Annotated in this window: 12 protein-coding genes; 1 reads left to right on the top strand and 11 read right to left on the bottom strand. The window is 40.0% G+C overall.

The window, feature by feature from the left end:
- Window positions 1–18: 18 nt before the first annotated feature.
- The 3 genes from MKI85_RS10895 to glnA all read right to left on the bottom strand — a co-directional run bounded on the left by MKI85_RS10895 (window position 19) and on the right by glnA (window position 2336).
- Window positions 19–486 (bottom strand): chorismate--pyruvate lyase family protein, encoded by a 468-nt coding sequence (locus MKI85_RS10895; protein WP_241627708.1) that lies wholly within the window; start codon window positions 484–486, stop codon window positions 19–21.
- A gap of 68 nt (window positions 487–554) precedes the next feature.
- Window positions 555–830 (bottom strand): hypothetical protein, encoded by a 276-nt coding sequence (locus MKI85_RS10900; protein ID WP_241627817.1) that lies wholly within the window; start codon window positions 828–830, stop codon window positions 555–557.
- A 90-nt stretch (window positions 831–920) separates the two neighbouring features.
- Window positions 921–2336, bottom strand: coding sequence for a type I glutamate--ammonia ligase (gene glnA / locus MKI85_RS10905; protein ID WP_241627710.1), 1416 nt, complete (start codon window positions 2334–2336; stop codon window positions 921–923).
- A gap of 815 nt (window positions 2337–3151) precedes the next feature.
- Here glnA and MKI85_RS10910 point away from each other — a divergent pair.
- Window positions 3152–3943, top strand: coding sequence for a transporter (locus MKI85_RS10910; RefSeq protein ID WP_241627712.1), 792 nt, complete (start codon window positions 3152–3154; stop codon window positions 3941–3943).
- Between the two features lie 52 nt (window positions 3944–3995).
- On the opposite strand, the gene yddG is transcribed toward MKI85_RS10910, so the two are convergent.
- The 8 genes from yddG to tssF all read right to left on the bottom strand — a co-directional run bounded on the left by yddG (window position 3996) and on the right by tssF (window position 15124).
- Entirely contained in the window at window positions 3996–4883 is an 888-nt protein-coding gene (yddG, locus tag MKI85_RS10915) for an aromatic amino acid DMT transporter YddG (protein WP_241627714.1), read from the bottom strand.
- A gap of 175 nt (window positions 4884–5058) precedes the next feature.
- The gene (locus MKI85_RS10920; RefSeq protein ID WP_142769216.1) at window positions 5059–5325 is read right to left on the bottom strand and encodes a PAAR domain-containing protein; all 267 of its coding nucleotides are present in this window, start codon (window positions 5323–5325) and stop codon (window positions 5059–5061) included.
- Window positions 5326–5341: 16 nt separating this feature from the next.
- Entirely contained in the window at window positions 5342–6106 is a 765-nt protein-coding gene (locus tag MKI85_RS10925) for an OmpA family protein (RefSeq protein ID WP_241627716.1), read from the bottom strand.
- A 4-nt stretch (window positions 6107–6110) separates the two neighbouring features.
- Window positions 6111–7073 (bottom strand): type VI secretion system-associated protein TagF, encoded by a 963-nt coding sequence (tagF, locus tag MKI85_RS10930; protein WP_241627719.1) that lies wholly within the window; start codon window positions 7071–7073, stop codon window positions 6111–6113.
- A gap of 37 nt (window positions 7074–7110) precedes the next feature.
- The gene (gene tssM, locus MKI85_RS10935; RefSeq protein WP_241627721.1) at window positions 7111–10938 is read right to left on the bottom strand and encodes a type VI secretion system membrane subunit TssM; all 3828 of its coding nucleotides are present in this window, start codon (window positions 10936–10938) and stop codon (window positions 7111–7113) included.
- Between the two features lie 22 nt (window positions 10939–10960).
- On the bottom strand, window positions 10961–12361 hold the full coding sequence (locus tag MKI85_RS10940; RefSeq protein WP_241627723.1) for a hypothetical protein: 1401 nt from the start codon (window positions 12359–12361) through the stop codon (window positions 10961–10963).
- Entirely contained in the window at window positions 12354–13355 is a 1002-nt protein-coding gene (gene tssG, locus MKI85_RS10945; protein WP_241627724.1) for a type VI secretion system baseplate subunit TssG, read from the bottom strand. The genes MKI85_RS10940 and tssG overlap by 8 nt, the downstream gene beginning before the upstream one ends.
- Entirely contained in the window at window positions 13319–15124 is a 1806-nt protein-coding gene (gene tssF / locus MKI85_RS10950; RefSeq protein WP_241627726.1) for a type VI secretion system baseplate subunit TssF, read from the bottom strand. Before tssF ends, tssG begins: the two co-directional genes overlap by 37 nt.
- Window positions 15125–15134: the final 10 nt, after the last annotated feature.

The raw sequence follows: 15134 nt of genomic DNA on the forward strand, positions 1-15134 counted from the left end.
AAAATCCTTTAAAAAATTTCACAATTTGGTTTTGCGAAGATACTGCTGAAATGCAGGTAAAAATGTTTCTTGCACAATAAATTTGCAACCGTGCCAAGTATAACAACTTTGTCGTGTCCAGCCTTCATCAAGCCAGATCACGCGACGCTCACACTTTGGTTCAGTCCGATCAAACAAAAACCAACCAATCGGTTTAGCACCAATATGTTTAAAGATTCTGGCACGTCGCTGCAAACTTTGAATGGGAAAAATACTTTTGGCTTTTACCCACGGCTGTGATTCACAGCCATATAGATAGCTTTCCCGTACCCATGAGGTGTGATGAAAAGGTTCCTGCATCCATATTGCATCGATAAAATTTAATCGCTGAAAATGCTCTTTAACAGGCTTAACGCTAAACTGCCCTTCTGCAATATCAGTTAACTGCTGGGTTAATGAACCCGATGCATGCAGCCATGTTTTCAGTTCCGCTGGAATTTGCTGCATAAATTTACCTACGCAATCAATCTGTATAACTGGTTAACGATGATTCAACTTATTTATTGAATGATGCTTTAACAATTATCTGTTTTTGCAATCACCTCAAATTTACCTTGTGGGGTCTTCACCAAAATAAGCCCTTCTGCACTCAAATAAAAACTTTGAGGATAATCATAAGCCAGTGCCAATTCAGGATTCTTTAAACCAACAAACTCAACTTGCTTGTAACCTTCAGGTGTACGTGCAACCTCTATATACACCACTGGTGAAAAATTTAATTTGAAACCTTTGGTATGATCTTTTGCATCGACCCAAGGATAAAAGCCAGTTTGTTTTTTCCGCTGTGCCATAATTTTCAAGACTGAATTTCTATGTGCAGCCATGATACAAAAAAAACCCGCACAAGGCGGGTTTTTTTACAGTCATTCTTCTCGAAAGAATTACAAGCTGTAGTACATGTCAAATTCAACTGGGTGAGTAGTCGTGTTCAAACGACGAACTTCTTCAGTTTTAAGTTCGATGTAGGCATCAAGCATTTCTTTAGTGAATACACCACCTTTCAACAAGAATTCGTTGTCCGCTTGAAGTGCTTCAAGAGCCATATCTAGGCTATGAGCAACTGTAGGGATTTTCGCTTCTTCTTCAGGAGGAAGGTCATACAAGTTCTTGTCAGCAGCTTCACCTGGGTGAATCTTGTTTTGAATACCGTCGATACCCGCCATTAACAATGCAGCGAAACCTAAGTACGGGTTCATCATTGGATCTGGGAAACGAGCTTCAATACGCTTGCCTTTAGGGCTAGAAACGTAAGGGATACGGATAGAAGCAGAACGGTTACGTGCTGAGTAAGCAAGCATAATTGGAGCTTCGAAGTGTGGTACTAAACGCTTGTACGAGTTTGTAGAAGGGTTAGTAATGGCATTCAATGCACGAGCGTGCTTGATCACACCACCAATGAAGTAAAGCGCCATTTCAGAAAGACCAGCGTATTCATCACCAGCAAACAAGTTCTTGCCATCTTTAGAAATCGACATGTGAACGTGCATACCTGAACCGTTGTCACCTACCATTGGTTTAGGCATAAACGTTGCAGTTTTAGCATATTGGTGCGCAACATTCCAAACAGCATATTTGAACTGTTGAACTTCGTCTGCTTTACGTACCATCGTGTTGAAGCTTACACCAATTTCTAATTGGCAAGATGCAACTTCGTGGTGGTGAACTTCTACACGACCTGGGCCCATGATGTCTTCGATCTTGTTACACATCTCAGCACGCATGTCTTGCGAAGAATCAACTGGTGGAACTGGGAAATAACCGCCTTTAACGCGTGGACGGTGACCAGAGTTACCAGCTTCATAGTCTTTACCAGTAGACCAAGCAGCTTCTTCAGCGATTAATGTATGACGAGCGCCAGACATATCGATGTCCCACTTCACTTCGTCAAATACAAAGAATTCTGGTTCTGGACCAAAGAATGCTGTATCACCAATACCTGTAGATTTTAGGTATTCTTCTGCACGGCGAGCGATAGAACGTGGGTCACGGTCATAACCTTGACCAGTTGATGGCTCAATAACGTCACAAGTCACAACTACTGTAGGCTCAGCGAAGAACGGGTCGATAAAACCAGTTTCAGCATCTGGGCGTAAAATCATGTCAGACGCTTCAATGCCTTTCCAACCCGCAATCGAAGAACCGTCAAACATTTTACCGTCTTCAAAAGTATCTTCATCAATTGTATCTGCTGGGTAAGTTACGTGTTGTTCCTTACCTTTAGTATCAGTAAAGCGGAAATCGACCCATTTTGCGCCACTTTCTTGGATGAGTTGAAGGACCTTGTTCGCCATGCTCATTTTGCTCCGATGAATTTTTGTTGCACCTGTGAAGTGCATGTTAGTAGTTGGCAGTTATAAAGCAAATGTCATACCAACTTTCAAAAAGCAAAGCTAAAATATTGAATTATTTATCAGAATGCAAGATTTCTTCACTTTGCTTTCAAGCTATTATACTGTTTGAAAAATGAAATGCACCATATTCAAACATTTTCATTTTTACGCTTAAAACTATGCCACAAAAAGAACCAAAATAGTGCAACTAAAGATAAATGACATAATGCGGTGCATTATTAGGATGAATTTTCTATTTTTTATATTTAATTAATTCTAATTTTATCTAGGCTTCATCAATAAAACTTATTCATTACATACTATTTGATATTTTTTACTGCTTTACTTCATAAATTTAAGGCTATTTATGCTGTTTTGCACAAAAAAAACACCTCCGCAAAAGCAACGCACATAAAGCAAATTTGCACCACTTTATTGCCACTTAATTAAGTACCTGACCCATTTCAACTTTACAGAAAAATTTAATCACTTTTCAAATTAGCTAAATCTATGAAGCGACTAAAAAATTCGTTACATTTGTAGACAATTAATAAATTTTGACCAATACTACACTAAATCTTGATCAATCAAGCTTTGCATAAATATAACACTGCAAGAATAAAGGTAGGACAACGACAACACTTTGAAGTACTAAGCTGTTTCAAACAATCAGAATCCTTTTAATACTTAAGTAAACAAAAAATGCTGCTGCTTTCTAACTTTCAGTCAACTGATCCTTATAGAAGATAGAAATCAAAGCAGCTCAACAATAGAGGTTAAATATGAAAAAAAGTTTGTGTTTAGGTTTTTGTTCTCTTCTTAGTGTGACCAGTTATGCTGCGGATACTGCAGATTTAGCTAAACAACTGTCCAACCCTATAGCCGCCATGGTTAGTATGCCCTTCCAATTTAACTATGATGAGAATATTGGCGCGAATGAAGACATCGAGCGTTACACGCTCAATATTCAGCCCGTCATTCCGATGAGCTTAAATGAAGACTGGAATATCATTTCTAGAACAGTGCTTCCTGTTACTGTTCAAACTTATGGTGATGGTGCTAGAGATGATGACTGGGGAACAGGCGATACAGTACAAAGCATATTTTTATCACCTAAGGAACCAGGACCTGGTGGTCTGATTTGGGGTTTTGGCCCTGCGATGCTCTTGCCTACCGCATCTGAAAAAACCTTGGGTGCAGATCAATGGGGACTTGGTCCAACGGGTGTTGTACTCAAACAAGTGGATAGCTGGACTTTTGGTTTGCTCGCCAACCATATTTGGGCTGTCGATCATAAAGACAATGCCGAGGGGATCAGCAGTTCCTTCATACAACCGTTTATGAGTTACACTTATCCAAGTAGCTTGACCCTTAGCTTAAACAGTGAAACCACTTACGATTGGAACAGTGAAGATGCAACCATTCCGATTAACTTCACCGCAACTAAAATTGTAAACTTTAATGGACAATTAATTAGTCTTGGTGGCGGTATTCGTTATTGGGCTGAAGATACCACAGGTAGTGCGAAGGACTGGGGGGGACGTTTAATTGCATCCTTTATTTTCCCGAAATAATTGAGTTTGTTTATAAAGTCGTTAAGCAAAGGATATGTCATCATCTCCTTTTTTAGGCTCGAACTCGGGTAGACCACCAACACAAAAAAGATCCCCCTGTAACCAAAGCCGCGCCCTGCCAAAATGACCAAGTCAGTTCGATACTGAGCAATTGCATAGCAATGAGTGAGGAAATAATTGGAGTGAAATATGACGCTGCGGTGAGAAGCTGAATGTTGCCGTGTAAAATTCCAATATTCCATGCTGCATACCCGAGTCCAAAAGCAGCAGCACTAAACACTAAATACAGATAGCTATGCCATTCAACTTCTGGAATAACGAAGTCTCCGATCCAAAGATACTTGAGCCATAATGCGACAGCAGTCAAACAGAAAAACAAGGCTATGGCATTTTGACCATTCCCAATTTTTTTGGTCACTGTGCAATATGCCGCCCAGATAAACGCCCCAAGAAATGCTAAGACATAACTGATCGGATTCGTGGCAAAATTCCGCGTGAGCTGTCTAATACTAAATTCACCATTCCCGACCTGAACCTGAATAATGCCCAATAAAGTGAGCAGTACTCCCACAATCACCCAAGGATGAAACTTCTGCTCTTTGGTTAAAATTAAAAGCAGAACCGTCAGGCTTGGCCACAAATAGTTCAAAATACTGACTTCAACCGCTTGCTGACTATTTTGTGCAAAAGCCAGAGAAAGCGATAAACAAAGTTCGTAGGAAACAAATAAAATTGAGCCCCAAATGAGATAAGTTTTATGAAATAAATGTAGCTTAGGCGGTTTAAATAGAATGAGTAATACTATAGAACTTAAACTGTAAATTAGGCAGACCCCTAAAATTGGACCAAAACCCTCCGTCACTTGTCGTAATAATCCGACGATAGAAGCCCACAATAAGATGGCACAGAGCCCGATCATGGTGGCTAAACGATGTGACATTCTTCTCTACTTAAGTACTGCAAAATTCGTGTGAATGTAACAACAGTCAAGTGTCGCTACAAGGCATTTGTCGCATGAATGGCTGAATATTTTTCCAACTTTACCTAAGCCGAAACCAAGCATATGGATGCATATGTTAGAAGCAGAGCCATTTAGACAAGTCCCTATTTTTAAATTAGTTCGCACCTTGGACCAGACTTTGCTTAGGCAATAACTTGCAGCCACATGATAATCCATCATTTACACGTGCTACTGCTTTCCCCATGACCAACATATGCGCATCACCCGAAATAATGGTGGCAACCACTTTATGTAAAGGACAAGTTGCTTTATCGCCCACACACGCCACTGCAATTCCTTCAATCGTGTAGGTTGATTGCCCTGAGATGACTTTTCCGCCACCCGTCGTTGGACATCCAACCGTAATATAAGGCGTCGCCATACTTTATTCTCCAAAACTATAAAACTTCAAACTCAATTCTTCTATTCTTCTTGCGCCCTTCAGCAGTCGCATTGTCTGCAACTGGTTTTTCAGAGCCTAAGCCTGCAGTACTCAGACGTCCAGCTACTATGCTCTTGCTAACCAAATAGGTTTTCACTGCTTCTGCCCGAGCCAAACTCAACTGTTCATTTTTCTTGGCATCCCCTGAGCTATCCGTATGCCCAATAATTTTGACGTTCTTTTCTTGCACTTTATTTAATGCAACAGCCATCTCATCCAGAATTTTGGTTCCCGTCACCGTTAAAATGGCACTGCCAGATTCAAACTCGACAATACGATCCTTTAAAGCATCATCTACAATTTTTTGCTCTGATTGATTCACTGTAAGTGTGGCATTCAAACGATATGGAGGTTGCACCAATGACTGAAACATTGAAGTGATTGGTTGCAACTCATTTGGATTATTTAATTTTCCAGATAATTCGACTTGAGTTCCCTTAATGGCTAATTTTCCTACACTCACCTTTTTTAGGTCAGGGGTGATGACTCTGGTCACGCTTTCATTCCAGTCCGCTGGTGTAGTTACAGCACGAATCTGAATCTTATCGACAATTTGTTCGGCACCATAAACAGCAGATAGCTTTTGCAAAATTGCTTGTTTACTGGCTTCATTGGGAACCGCACCCTCAACAACAATGGATTGAGCATAGACCATACTGGTACAAAACAGCCCCAGACCAAACAGAAAATTGGCGGAAATCATTTTATTTACAGCTTTCATTATTTTATTGACCCTGTATAAAAGTGTTCTTAAAAAGTTTAATCGCCTGATTTAGACTAAGTTGGCGCTCGCATAGCGCCTGCTCCAATGCAGCCAAACCTGCGTTCTGCTCTAAATAACCATCAATCCATTCCGCATGAATTAATGAAACCCAGCGCTCACTACTCAAATTTTGGCTAAAAATATCACTGAGTGCAGCAATGTCAGCACCCTGAAAGCCAAATAACAGCACAGGCTCTTCACGATGTAATAATCCCACCAGAACTTCTGTATTTTGGTTGTGCAGAAAAGCATTGATTAGGCTGCACCAAAATGCTGCGATTTCATAACTGTGGCGCGCATTATGGACTGGGAGGATTAAAACTTTATTCAGCTTGGCAACACCATAATGCAGAATCGGTTGTAGCAATAAGCCCAGTCCAATCATGCTCTGAGCCAATTGATAGCTATTCAACTTCATTAAGCCCGCAAATGAATGCATGGTGTGTTGATCAAAGAATTCAGCGCTTGAAACTGGCGCACATTGCGGCAAACTTTGAGTAAAACTTGCCAGCCGATCAGATAACTCCTGTTCCTGCCGAATCGTCTTCAATATTTTGTTTTGTTGGAATAAATACACCAGCAAAGGCTTATAAGTTAAGGGTGCAAAAGATAAGTTTGCTGAAGGATGAGGTACCTCAAGCAAATGTGAAAGCACCATCGGAAATTTTCGTCCTGATGAATCCTGACTGGCCGCTAAATTTGCCACCAGAAACATTTGCTCCATTGGATTTGCAATAAAGAAATCTAAACTTGGCAAAGTCCGATATGAGATATCGAAATTGGCTTGCTTCATTGCCATCTCCAATGCCTCACTCATCCAGCGATCAAGCATAGCGATGATTGCAGATTGTCCTTTACTCTTTAAAAAGTCACCATGTGCAGGCGTTTTACCATAATACAAAGGTGCTGTTTTAATCACCTGCATCGTAATTCTCCTGCTTTTCTACTCCACCACTGCTGCATTAGTTGTTAACTCCCGACATTGATGGCTGTTGAGCTTGTGCAGGTAATTTACTCTCCGTATTGGGTTTTAAAGGTTCCGATGCGACCTGTGCTGCGACGACACGCACGGCTTTATCCATCACCACTTTATCCACCAGTTGTAGACCTGAGTAACCACGCCCTGAACCCACATTACTATTACTGTTACCACTGATCAGACGGAAGTTCAGTTTCACTGCTAAAGATGGATCTTTCGGGTCAGTCCACGTCATTTCAAAGCTGCCATTTTGCGGTTTACGTTGAGCTGAATCGATCAGTCGATTAATGCCATATTCACCAGGGGCATCAAAAATGGTATGGGTTTGTCCTTGCAAATCTACAGCGGTAATTCGCACACCTGGGATAGCGCCCGGGTTTGGCCAAATAAAGTTTACCCATTGTTGAATCCCGTTTTCATAGAGCATGCGCTGTCCATCAATATCAATGCTATACGACTGCAACTTAGGATTTGGTAAAGGATAGAACTGGAAATTAGACTGATTGGCAGCTGCAGGTGCTGCAGCTTGATTAAGCTCGCCTGTTGCAACTCCATTTGCTGGTGCAACATAACTTTGGAAGTTCATGACAAACTGTGGATTTAAGCCCACCCCTAAATCTTTCCAAGTTTTAGACGACAACATATAGCCACGTCGTATTACTAAAGGATCTAAGCTCTCTTTCACGAATCGAGCAATACTGCCTGTTTCACCAAAGACCTGCCCAATTTCAGCACTGGTCGCCTGAATGGTCGCAGTTTGATTAAACGGATATTTGTTTGCCAAAGTCTGACTAAATGGCTGATAAGCCTGCATGACCCATAATTTGTTAATTTCATCTTGTGCAGGTAATAATAATGCATTAAAAGCTTGAGTCAAAGGACTCACCAACAAGCGTTGTAACATTTGCTGATCGCTAGCATTTACGCCCACAGTGAGCTTTTCATCAACAATTTTCTGCGTGCTATTAAACACAGAGCTTTGCTCATTAATGGTTTGTTTTACCACTGTTAATGCACTAGGACCAATATCCCCTGCATTTTTTAAATCATTAAATTTACTACGCACTTGCGAGAAGCTTGTTAAGTATTCATCAAGGAGCGACTGATTCTGTTGATCATCCCGTTTGCGAACTAATTGGTAGAACACAACAAATTCTTGAGAGATCGGCCCTTGTGCTTGCTGAAGAGCTTTTTGAACAGCATCTTCATTATTTTGTCTTAAAATTTTACGTTTGAACCAAGCCACAAAACCTGTTTGGGGTGCAGCCAATTCCGCTTGCACAACGGGATTATCCCAACTGGTTTCTTGCGTAACACGATTAAGGAAAACTCGAATTGGTGAGTTTTGCGATTCACCTAAAATATCGACAATCCGTGCATCACTTTTAAAATCTGTCCCTTTGGCATAATGCACTGCATTTAAAAACTTTTTCCATTCCAAGATATATTCTTGCTTGTATAACTGCGTCAGTTGTTTCCGAATTTGATCAGGACTACCGCTAAATGTTAAATCATCAGATTGTGTTGTATTGAGCACCCAATCCTTACTATCAGTCGGTTTATTCGCAACCTCGTCAATCGCTTTGGCAACATAATCATTCCACGCTTGATAGGTAAATACGCCAGGAAGTGCATAGCCCCCCATCACCACAGTCTTGTTATTTTCACCTACGATCTGTGCAACGGTTAAAGCAGGAAAACGTACAGCTGCCCGCATTTTAATTTCGTTATACACCCGATCACGTGCCGGCATACCACGCACGACAGACACCATGACTTGTCGAGTCTGCTCCACCAACTGCGTATCTGCCGCTAATACAGGAAATGCCTCCTGATTGGCTAAGGTCATGGCATAACTTAAGACTTGTTCGGCTTTTTGGGTCAACTCTGCCTGCGGCATCGAACCGCGATTTGCCAATAACCACGAACGCCAGAATTTGGTCACCTGATCACTTAAATGACTCGAATCCATATATTGATGATTACTCATCATCAAATAAGCTTTTAATGCATTATAGGCATCTTGTGGATTTGTCTCTGAAGGCTCGAAATATTGCGTCGTTTTCTGGGTTGAAACTTGCTGGATTTGCACATTGGCATGATTTTCCTTCAGCACTGCTTCATTGGCTTTGACACGCTGCAGATATTGTTCAATATTTTGTTGCGATGGTTCCAAAACCAGTTGTTGAATCCCTTTCAGATACTCCAGTTCGAGTTTTTCCCTGAGGTCTTCTCCCTGATAAAGTCCAAAGGAAAATTTGAATGGTCGATCCTGCGCAAAAGTATCAAATTGCTGCAGACGGTTTTGAAGAATCAACAGCGCATCCAGTTGGGTCGAAAGATCCGTTCCTGAACTTTTCTCCATTTGTAGTACTTTATTCAGGTCTGCCTGTACATCCATAATCAACTGCTGATTATTACGATAAGACCAAACCCACGTCGCCAAGACCAAAGACACAGCAAATAAGGTGACAATGAAACCCAAATAACGTTGTCGTTTCCGCGTGGGGTTAATATGCTGTTTGACCAGATTTTTATCTTTTAAAATGACATTCGAAAAAAGTCCCTTTAAAAAATAACCATGATTTTGAGTAATGACGGCTTGAGCCTGATCTGTTTGCTTAAGTAAATTTAAATCAAATTCTTGCGCAATTTGCTCTGTCATCGGACTTTCAATCATGCCTTCCTGCAAGGCACTGGTGAAATAGAAACCACGAAAAACAGGTTTAAATTGATACGGATTATCTTCAAAAAGTGCAGCAATAAAGGTTTTTACAGCAGGTTTAAGCGTTTTAAACTCTAAAGGAAAAGTCATTACACCTGGCGAGATATTCTGTGCATGACGTCGACTTAAATGCGTGGTACTGACACTCTTCAAACCATCAAAAAGAATATTGTAATGCTGCTCAAACAAATCTGAAGCATTCGAAGCAGATTCAGGGTCATACGGCAAGGTTGCTCCCCAAACCTGATCAAATTCTTGCCCATCATAGCAATCAAAGAATTCTGTGAAACCTGCAATCAGATCCATCTTGGTAAATACAACATATACAGGCGCAAAAATTTCGAGTCGCTCGGTTAAATCTTGAATACGCGCTCTTAAGTTTTTTGCCAGCTTCAATGACTTTTCGGGGCTTTGGCTAATCAACTCTGCAATGCTGACCACCACAATCAAGCCATTCACAGGTGCTTTAGGACGATTCTTTTTCAGCAGTTTAAGAAAACCGAGCCATTCCCCGTGGTCCTCTGCATAGACAGAATAACGACCAGCGGTATCCAGCAACACGCCATCCGTTGAAAAAAACCAGTCGCAGTTTCTTGTGCCGCTTAATCCCGCAGAGACCACTTTTTGATGAGATTCTTCAAAAGGGAACTTCAAACCAGAATTATAAATGGCAGAACTTTTACCTGCTGCTGGGTTCCCTATCACCATATACCATGGTAATTCATACAGCGCGGCATTGCCTTTTTTATCCCCCAACCTTGATTTACGAATCAACTGGATGGATTCTTTCATCTGCTGCTGGATCAGACGTAATTCTTCGTTATTTTTGGTCTGGTTATATTCTGCTTGTGTTTCTTGATTGATTGCATCAGCAAGCTCTTCGCCTTGCTGTTCATGTTTTCGGCGCTGAATGAGCCAGTAAATCCCATACACGATCAAGCCCAAAATATAGGCAGCACACAATGCAATAAAAATATGTCGCGGGATGACATTATATGAAGAAATCAGTGCCACAAATAAGGAAAGTGCAATGATGGCTTTGGGATTGGTAATGTACTGCCAAAGGTATCCTAAAATGATATACATTGTTTTCTCGTCAATTTTAATCTTATGTATTTGTGAATTCTGTGAGTGACTGTTCCGTATGGAATCTCACCAAGGTTTGTGCTGCGTCCAAGCTATACATAAAGCTTTGTAAAGATTCAGGTGCTTGTAAGCCTAAAATAAAAGCATAAATTTTGGCTAAGTCTTGTGTATGACCTAAGCTGTAATGACTATATAGATAGTGATGTGGTTGAATTGCTGATGCAGAAAAATAGCCTGAAATCTGTCGCACTACCTTCGCCTGAGTAATGTTGTCTGGTAGCACCACAAATGGATTTTCTAAGTCATATTGCTCAAGATGCTCAATCTCGAAGCGTTTTAAACTATGTGCCACGCTAATCTCATTTGAAACCAGATCAATTCCTTTAAGTTTCGAAGTTTCTAAAATCTGCACGGCTTCACTGGCAAGGCAACAACTTCCTATAAACTCTGCAGGAATAAATTGCTCGATTTGCCATAGATGATCATCAATCACTTCCTGATCGAGTGCCGAATCTGTTACCAGCAAAAATGAGACTTCAAAGGATTGCGTGCTGATTTTTTTAAGTAAATTCAGCCATTCAGGATAAGCATTTTGGGTATTCCAATAATGGTAATGAATCTTGACCTGCTGCGAAAGCAAACCCAGATTTTCGAGGAAATCCAGAATCAGCTGCTCACTGTCACTTTCATTCCAGACGTGCAAATATGCATCCGATAGCACCACATGCATATTCAAAACATTGAGGCGAGGAATATCCTTCAGCACCTGTATCTCATCCTCATGTTCAGCATCTGGCTTGATCCACGCAGGATGTATCCGATATTCATAGGCAAGCTGCTGATCATAGAACATAGCTGACTGTTTCAAATGCTCCACCAGACTGAGCAGCATAACTTCATTTTCATATAACTCTGCAAGCATGAATGTCTGGATTCTTTTTTGAATACTTGCAATGAAAAGCTCAGCAGACTCATCTTCAAGATCTGCATCAAACTGTTCAGGCATTCGATAAGATAAAATGGGATGACCAAACTGGTTTTTAAATTCTGGATCAAGCGTAGGTGCCTGCATTTGATCAATTTGATTAAAGATCTCTTGGTTTTTCCCCATCGCGCTGAGTAAGGAACTTGAATAGACATTCAAACGGATATGTTCGATCTCAACAGATGCTTGGGCAGGCAAATCTGTAGAGGTGGGTTCAGCATCTATCTTTTGCTGTTTTTTTTCTGTCGAAGTTTTATACCAAGTCCAAATCAAATACGGGCTTAATAACACCAGACTAATCAAACACGGCAGTAAAATGAAATACAGCAACAGGTCTTGTGCTGATGGATCAAACTTTGAATCTTGCCAGTAAAAAATGATTAAAGTTGAGCTGAGGAGAAATACACTGAACAGCGTAGTCAGAATTTTCTTAAGCATGAGAACCTTCCCCAAGTAAGCTATAGCAAAACTGACGATGATCCTGATCATGCTTTGGCATTAAAAATGTGCTTTGTCCTAAACCCATCTCTGACTGGGAGTCCAAAACAACCGATTGCATGTCTGCCTGTTTCAAGATGAGCCGTATATCGACCATCAAAGTTGGACTACACCAACTCTGGATAATTTGCTTGAGTTTTTTACTTAAAGCTTTTTGCGGCAAATAATTGAGATAGTCCGCATAACTTAATGGTCCAATCTGTATTTCAATTTTGCCATCCACTTGGCGAACTTTTTCACCACAAAAAGTACTCTGTCCAAGTGCATTGCGCTGCTGACCACCCAAGCAGGTCTTTTGCATGTCATTTAAATAAAAACATTCTGGAATAAATTCTTGAATATGAATGTGCTGCTTCAATACACAGCTCAGCATCGTTTGCAAAGCATGTGCATTGTTATTTTGTCCTTGCAACAGTCCTGAAAATTCAGCAAAGAAATACTCTAAATCTTGATTCCCGCCCTGTTCTGATCGAAAGCCACTTAGGGCATGTAATATGTTTAGATAATCATTGTTGTGTTCAATTTCATAACGAACAGGTAAATGGTAAGCGAGACTTGCATCCACATATTGAGCAGTCAGTTTATGGTTAAATAGTCCAATAAACTTCTGAATTTCCAGTCTCTGCTTACGTGGCGCAAGCTTTACTTTTTGGGTATAGCTATAAGGTAAAGCGCCTTGAATCCCCATCAGCCCAATCATGAGATTTTTAATCTCAATTTTGTCTTCTTCAAGCCTTAATGATTCAATTTCCGCAACAGGAAAATTTAAGTTGATTGAACTCTCGAAGCTAAATCGACTTGACCAATCTAATTGCTGCTGCGATGTAGGTTCATGTCTAAGTAAGCGTGTTGTTTGAACAAAATCATACGCTGTAGGAACCTGAAATAACCGATCAATTACAGAAGCTTCTTGCCACCAACGTTCTGAACGCATTGGTATAACTCCTGTTCTGATTGACAATCAACAATGCAAAGATCAATAAAACTATTGATCTGAACTTTTAGATTAAATACATGACTTAATAGCTGGCTAAATAGATATAAGCTATGACCACGGAATATTTCAGGCTTGACCGATACGGTGACTTTGAGTCCTCTTACAAATGCAGGGAAAGGCTTGGCACTCATCATTTTGTGACTGACATCAAACTTGATGTCTTGAATAGCATTAATCATTAAATGATTTTCTTGCGAACACGGTAAGTTATATAGGGTTAATAACTCCTGTAGATATTCCACAGGATTGGCTTGCATGAATGACATTGAATTTAATGAAAGATGCGAAACGATTCGCCATTGCTCGGCTTTATTGCCAGAAAAGGTATAGCAAGCCGTAGGTCTTTTTAAGACCGTTGCATGTCGAATTAAACCCGAATTGGTGGTGTTTAAAACATGATTACTCAAACTCATTGCTTCATAAGGTAAATCCCCATTCGAACAGAGCAATGTTGTACTAACAAAATCTGATTTTATTTCGTGTGGATGAAGATGCTTTGAAATAATTGAATAACTCATTTCAATATATTTCTGATTTACTTGAGAATTTAGTGCATAAAAAAATTGAATATTATCTTTATGTACATGACTCATTGCAAAAAATGGAGAAATTGGATAACTCACCTCAGCTTGATCATGTTTCTCTCGTATCATCTGCATATTTAAAACTGAATAAACACGGTAATACTCAGGATGATGAGCATCCGTTAAAATCGGATATTCAATTTTCTTATGGTCAATTTTTTGTGGTTCAGCCTTTTTCTCAAACAAATTAGCGGCTGGGCAAGTAAACAATTTAAAATTAGCAATATTTAAAGCAGAATAATTATTTAATATTGCAGGATCACTTAAATTTAATTTTAAGTGAACTTGTAGCTCAAAATGATTTGATTTTGTTTTTAACTTTTTTAGACAGTTTAAGTTCAATCTTAAATAATTAAATTTTTCTGGAAAACAAAAATATTCCATTAAAAGACGGTATGCATGATGCGTATGCTGATCTAAAGGCAATAAACTTTCTTGCTCACTAAATCCCATGACCTCAAACGGGTTATCGACATCGACGCTTTCAGCACCTGATTTTAAGCAAAAGCGAGTTTCCGTTCTGAAAACTGCATCTAAAAACTGCAGAGGAAAATTTGAAATTGCATCTAAATAAATTGGTAAAGTCTGATGCTCTAGCCAGACTTCAGCCTGATTAAAGGCTTCAAAAGAGAAAGTCAGTGTGGCATTTTGATTGAGATGAATGTGTGAACTCTGCCGAGATGTAAACTCCACCCTCTTCAGTTGCAGCGGTAATAGGCACACTTCCGCACTGGTTTTGAATTCACATTGCACACCTTTTACACTTCTCGATTTGAGTGAGGTTTTTGCAGGAATAATATGTGCTTCGGTTATTTTTTTTTGCTTTTCAATATCTTCAAAACTGATGACGGTACACGCAGGAAAATGACGGAGATACTGCGGAAACATGACCTCAAAGATGGAATGTGTAAAAACATCATAACTGTCTGCTAATTTCTTATCGATTCTCGCTGCGATCAATGAAAATGCTTGAATCAAACGTTCAATATGTGGATCATCAATTTGCTCTTGATTTAAAGCCAAACGTTGCGCAATTTTAGGATATTTTTTGGCAAACTCTCGCGACTGCTGTCCAAATTCTTGTAATTGTTTTTCGTAATACGGTAATAGTTCTTCGATCACAACATTTTCT

This window comes from Acinetobacter zhairuonensis (assembly GCF_022601715.1).
Classification (GTDB): domain Bacteria; phylum Pseudomonadota; class Gammaproteobacteria; order Pseudomonadales; family Moraxellaceae; genus Acinetobacter.

Bases quoted from the DNA above. Each gene is read 5' to 3' on its own strand.
- MKI85_RS10925 (WP_241627716.1), bottom strand. From the start codon at position 6,106: ATGAAAGCTGTAAATAAAATGATTTCCGCCAATTTTCTGTTTGGTCTG.
- tagF (WP_241627719.1), bottom strand. From the start codon at position 7,073: ATGCAGGTGATTAAAACAGCACCTTTGTATTATGGTAAAACGCCTGCA.
- glnA (WP_241627710.1), bottom strand. From the start codon at position 2,336: ATGAGCATGGCGAACAAGGTCCTTCAACTCATCCAAGAAAGTGGCGCA.
- tssM (WP_241627721.1), bottom strand. From the start codon at position 10,938: ATGTATATCATTTTAGGATACCTTTGGCAGTACATTACCAATCCCAAA.
- MKI85_RS10940 (WP_241627723.1), bottom strand. From the start codon at position 12,361: ATGCTTAAGAAAATTCTGACTACGCTGTTCAGTGTATTTCTCCTCAGC.
- tssG (WP_241627724.1), bottom strand. From the start codon at position 13,355: ATGCGTTCAGAACGTTGGTGGCAAGAAGCTTCTGTAATTGATCGGTTA.
- MKI85_RS10900 (WP_241627817.1), bottom strand. From the start codon at position 830: ATGGCACAGCGGAAAAAACAAACTGGCTTTTATCCTTGGGTCGATGCA.
- MKI85_RS10895 (WP_241627708.1), bottom strand. From the start codon at position 486: ATGCAGCAAATTCCAGCGGAACTGAAAACATGGCTGCATGCATCGGGT.
- MKI85_RS10920 (WP_142769216.1), bottom strand. From the start codon at position 5,325: ATGGCGACGCCTTATATTACGGTTGGATGTCCAACGACGGGTGGCGGA.
- yddG (WP_241627714.1), bottom strand. From the start codon at position 4,883: ATGTCACATCGTTTAGCCACCATGATCGGGCTCTGTGCCATCTTATTG.
- MKI85_RS10910 (WP_241627712.1), top strand. From the start codon at position 3,152: ATGAAAAAAAGTTTGTGTTTAGGTTTTTGTTCTCTTCTTAGTGTGACC.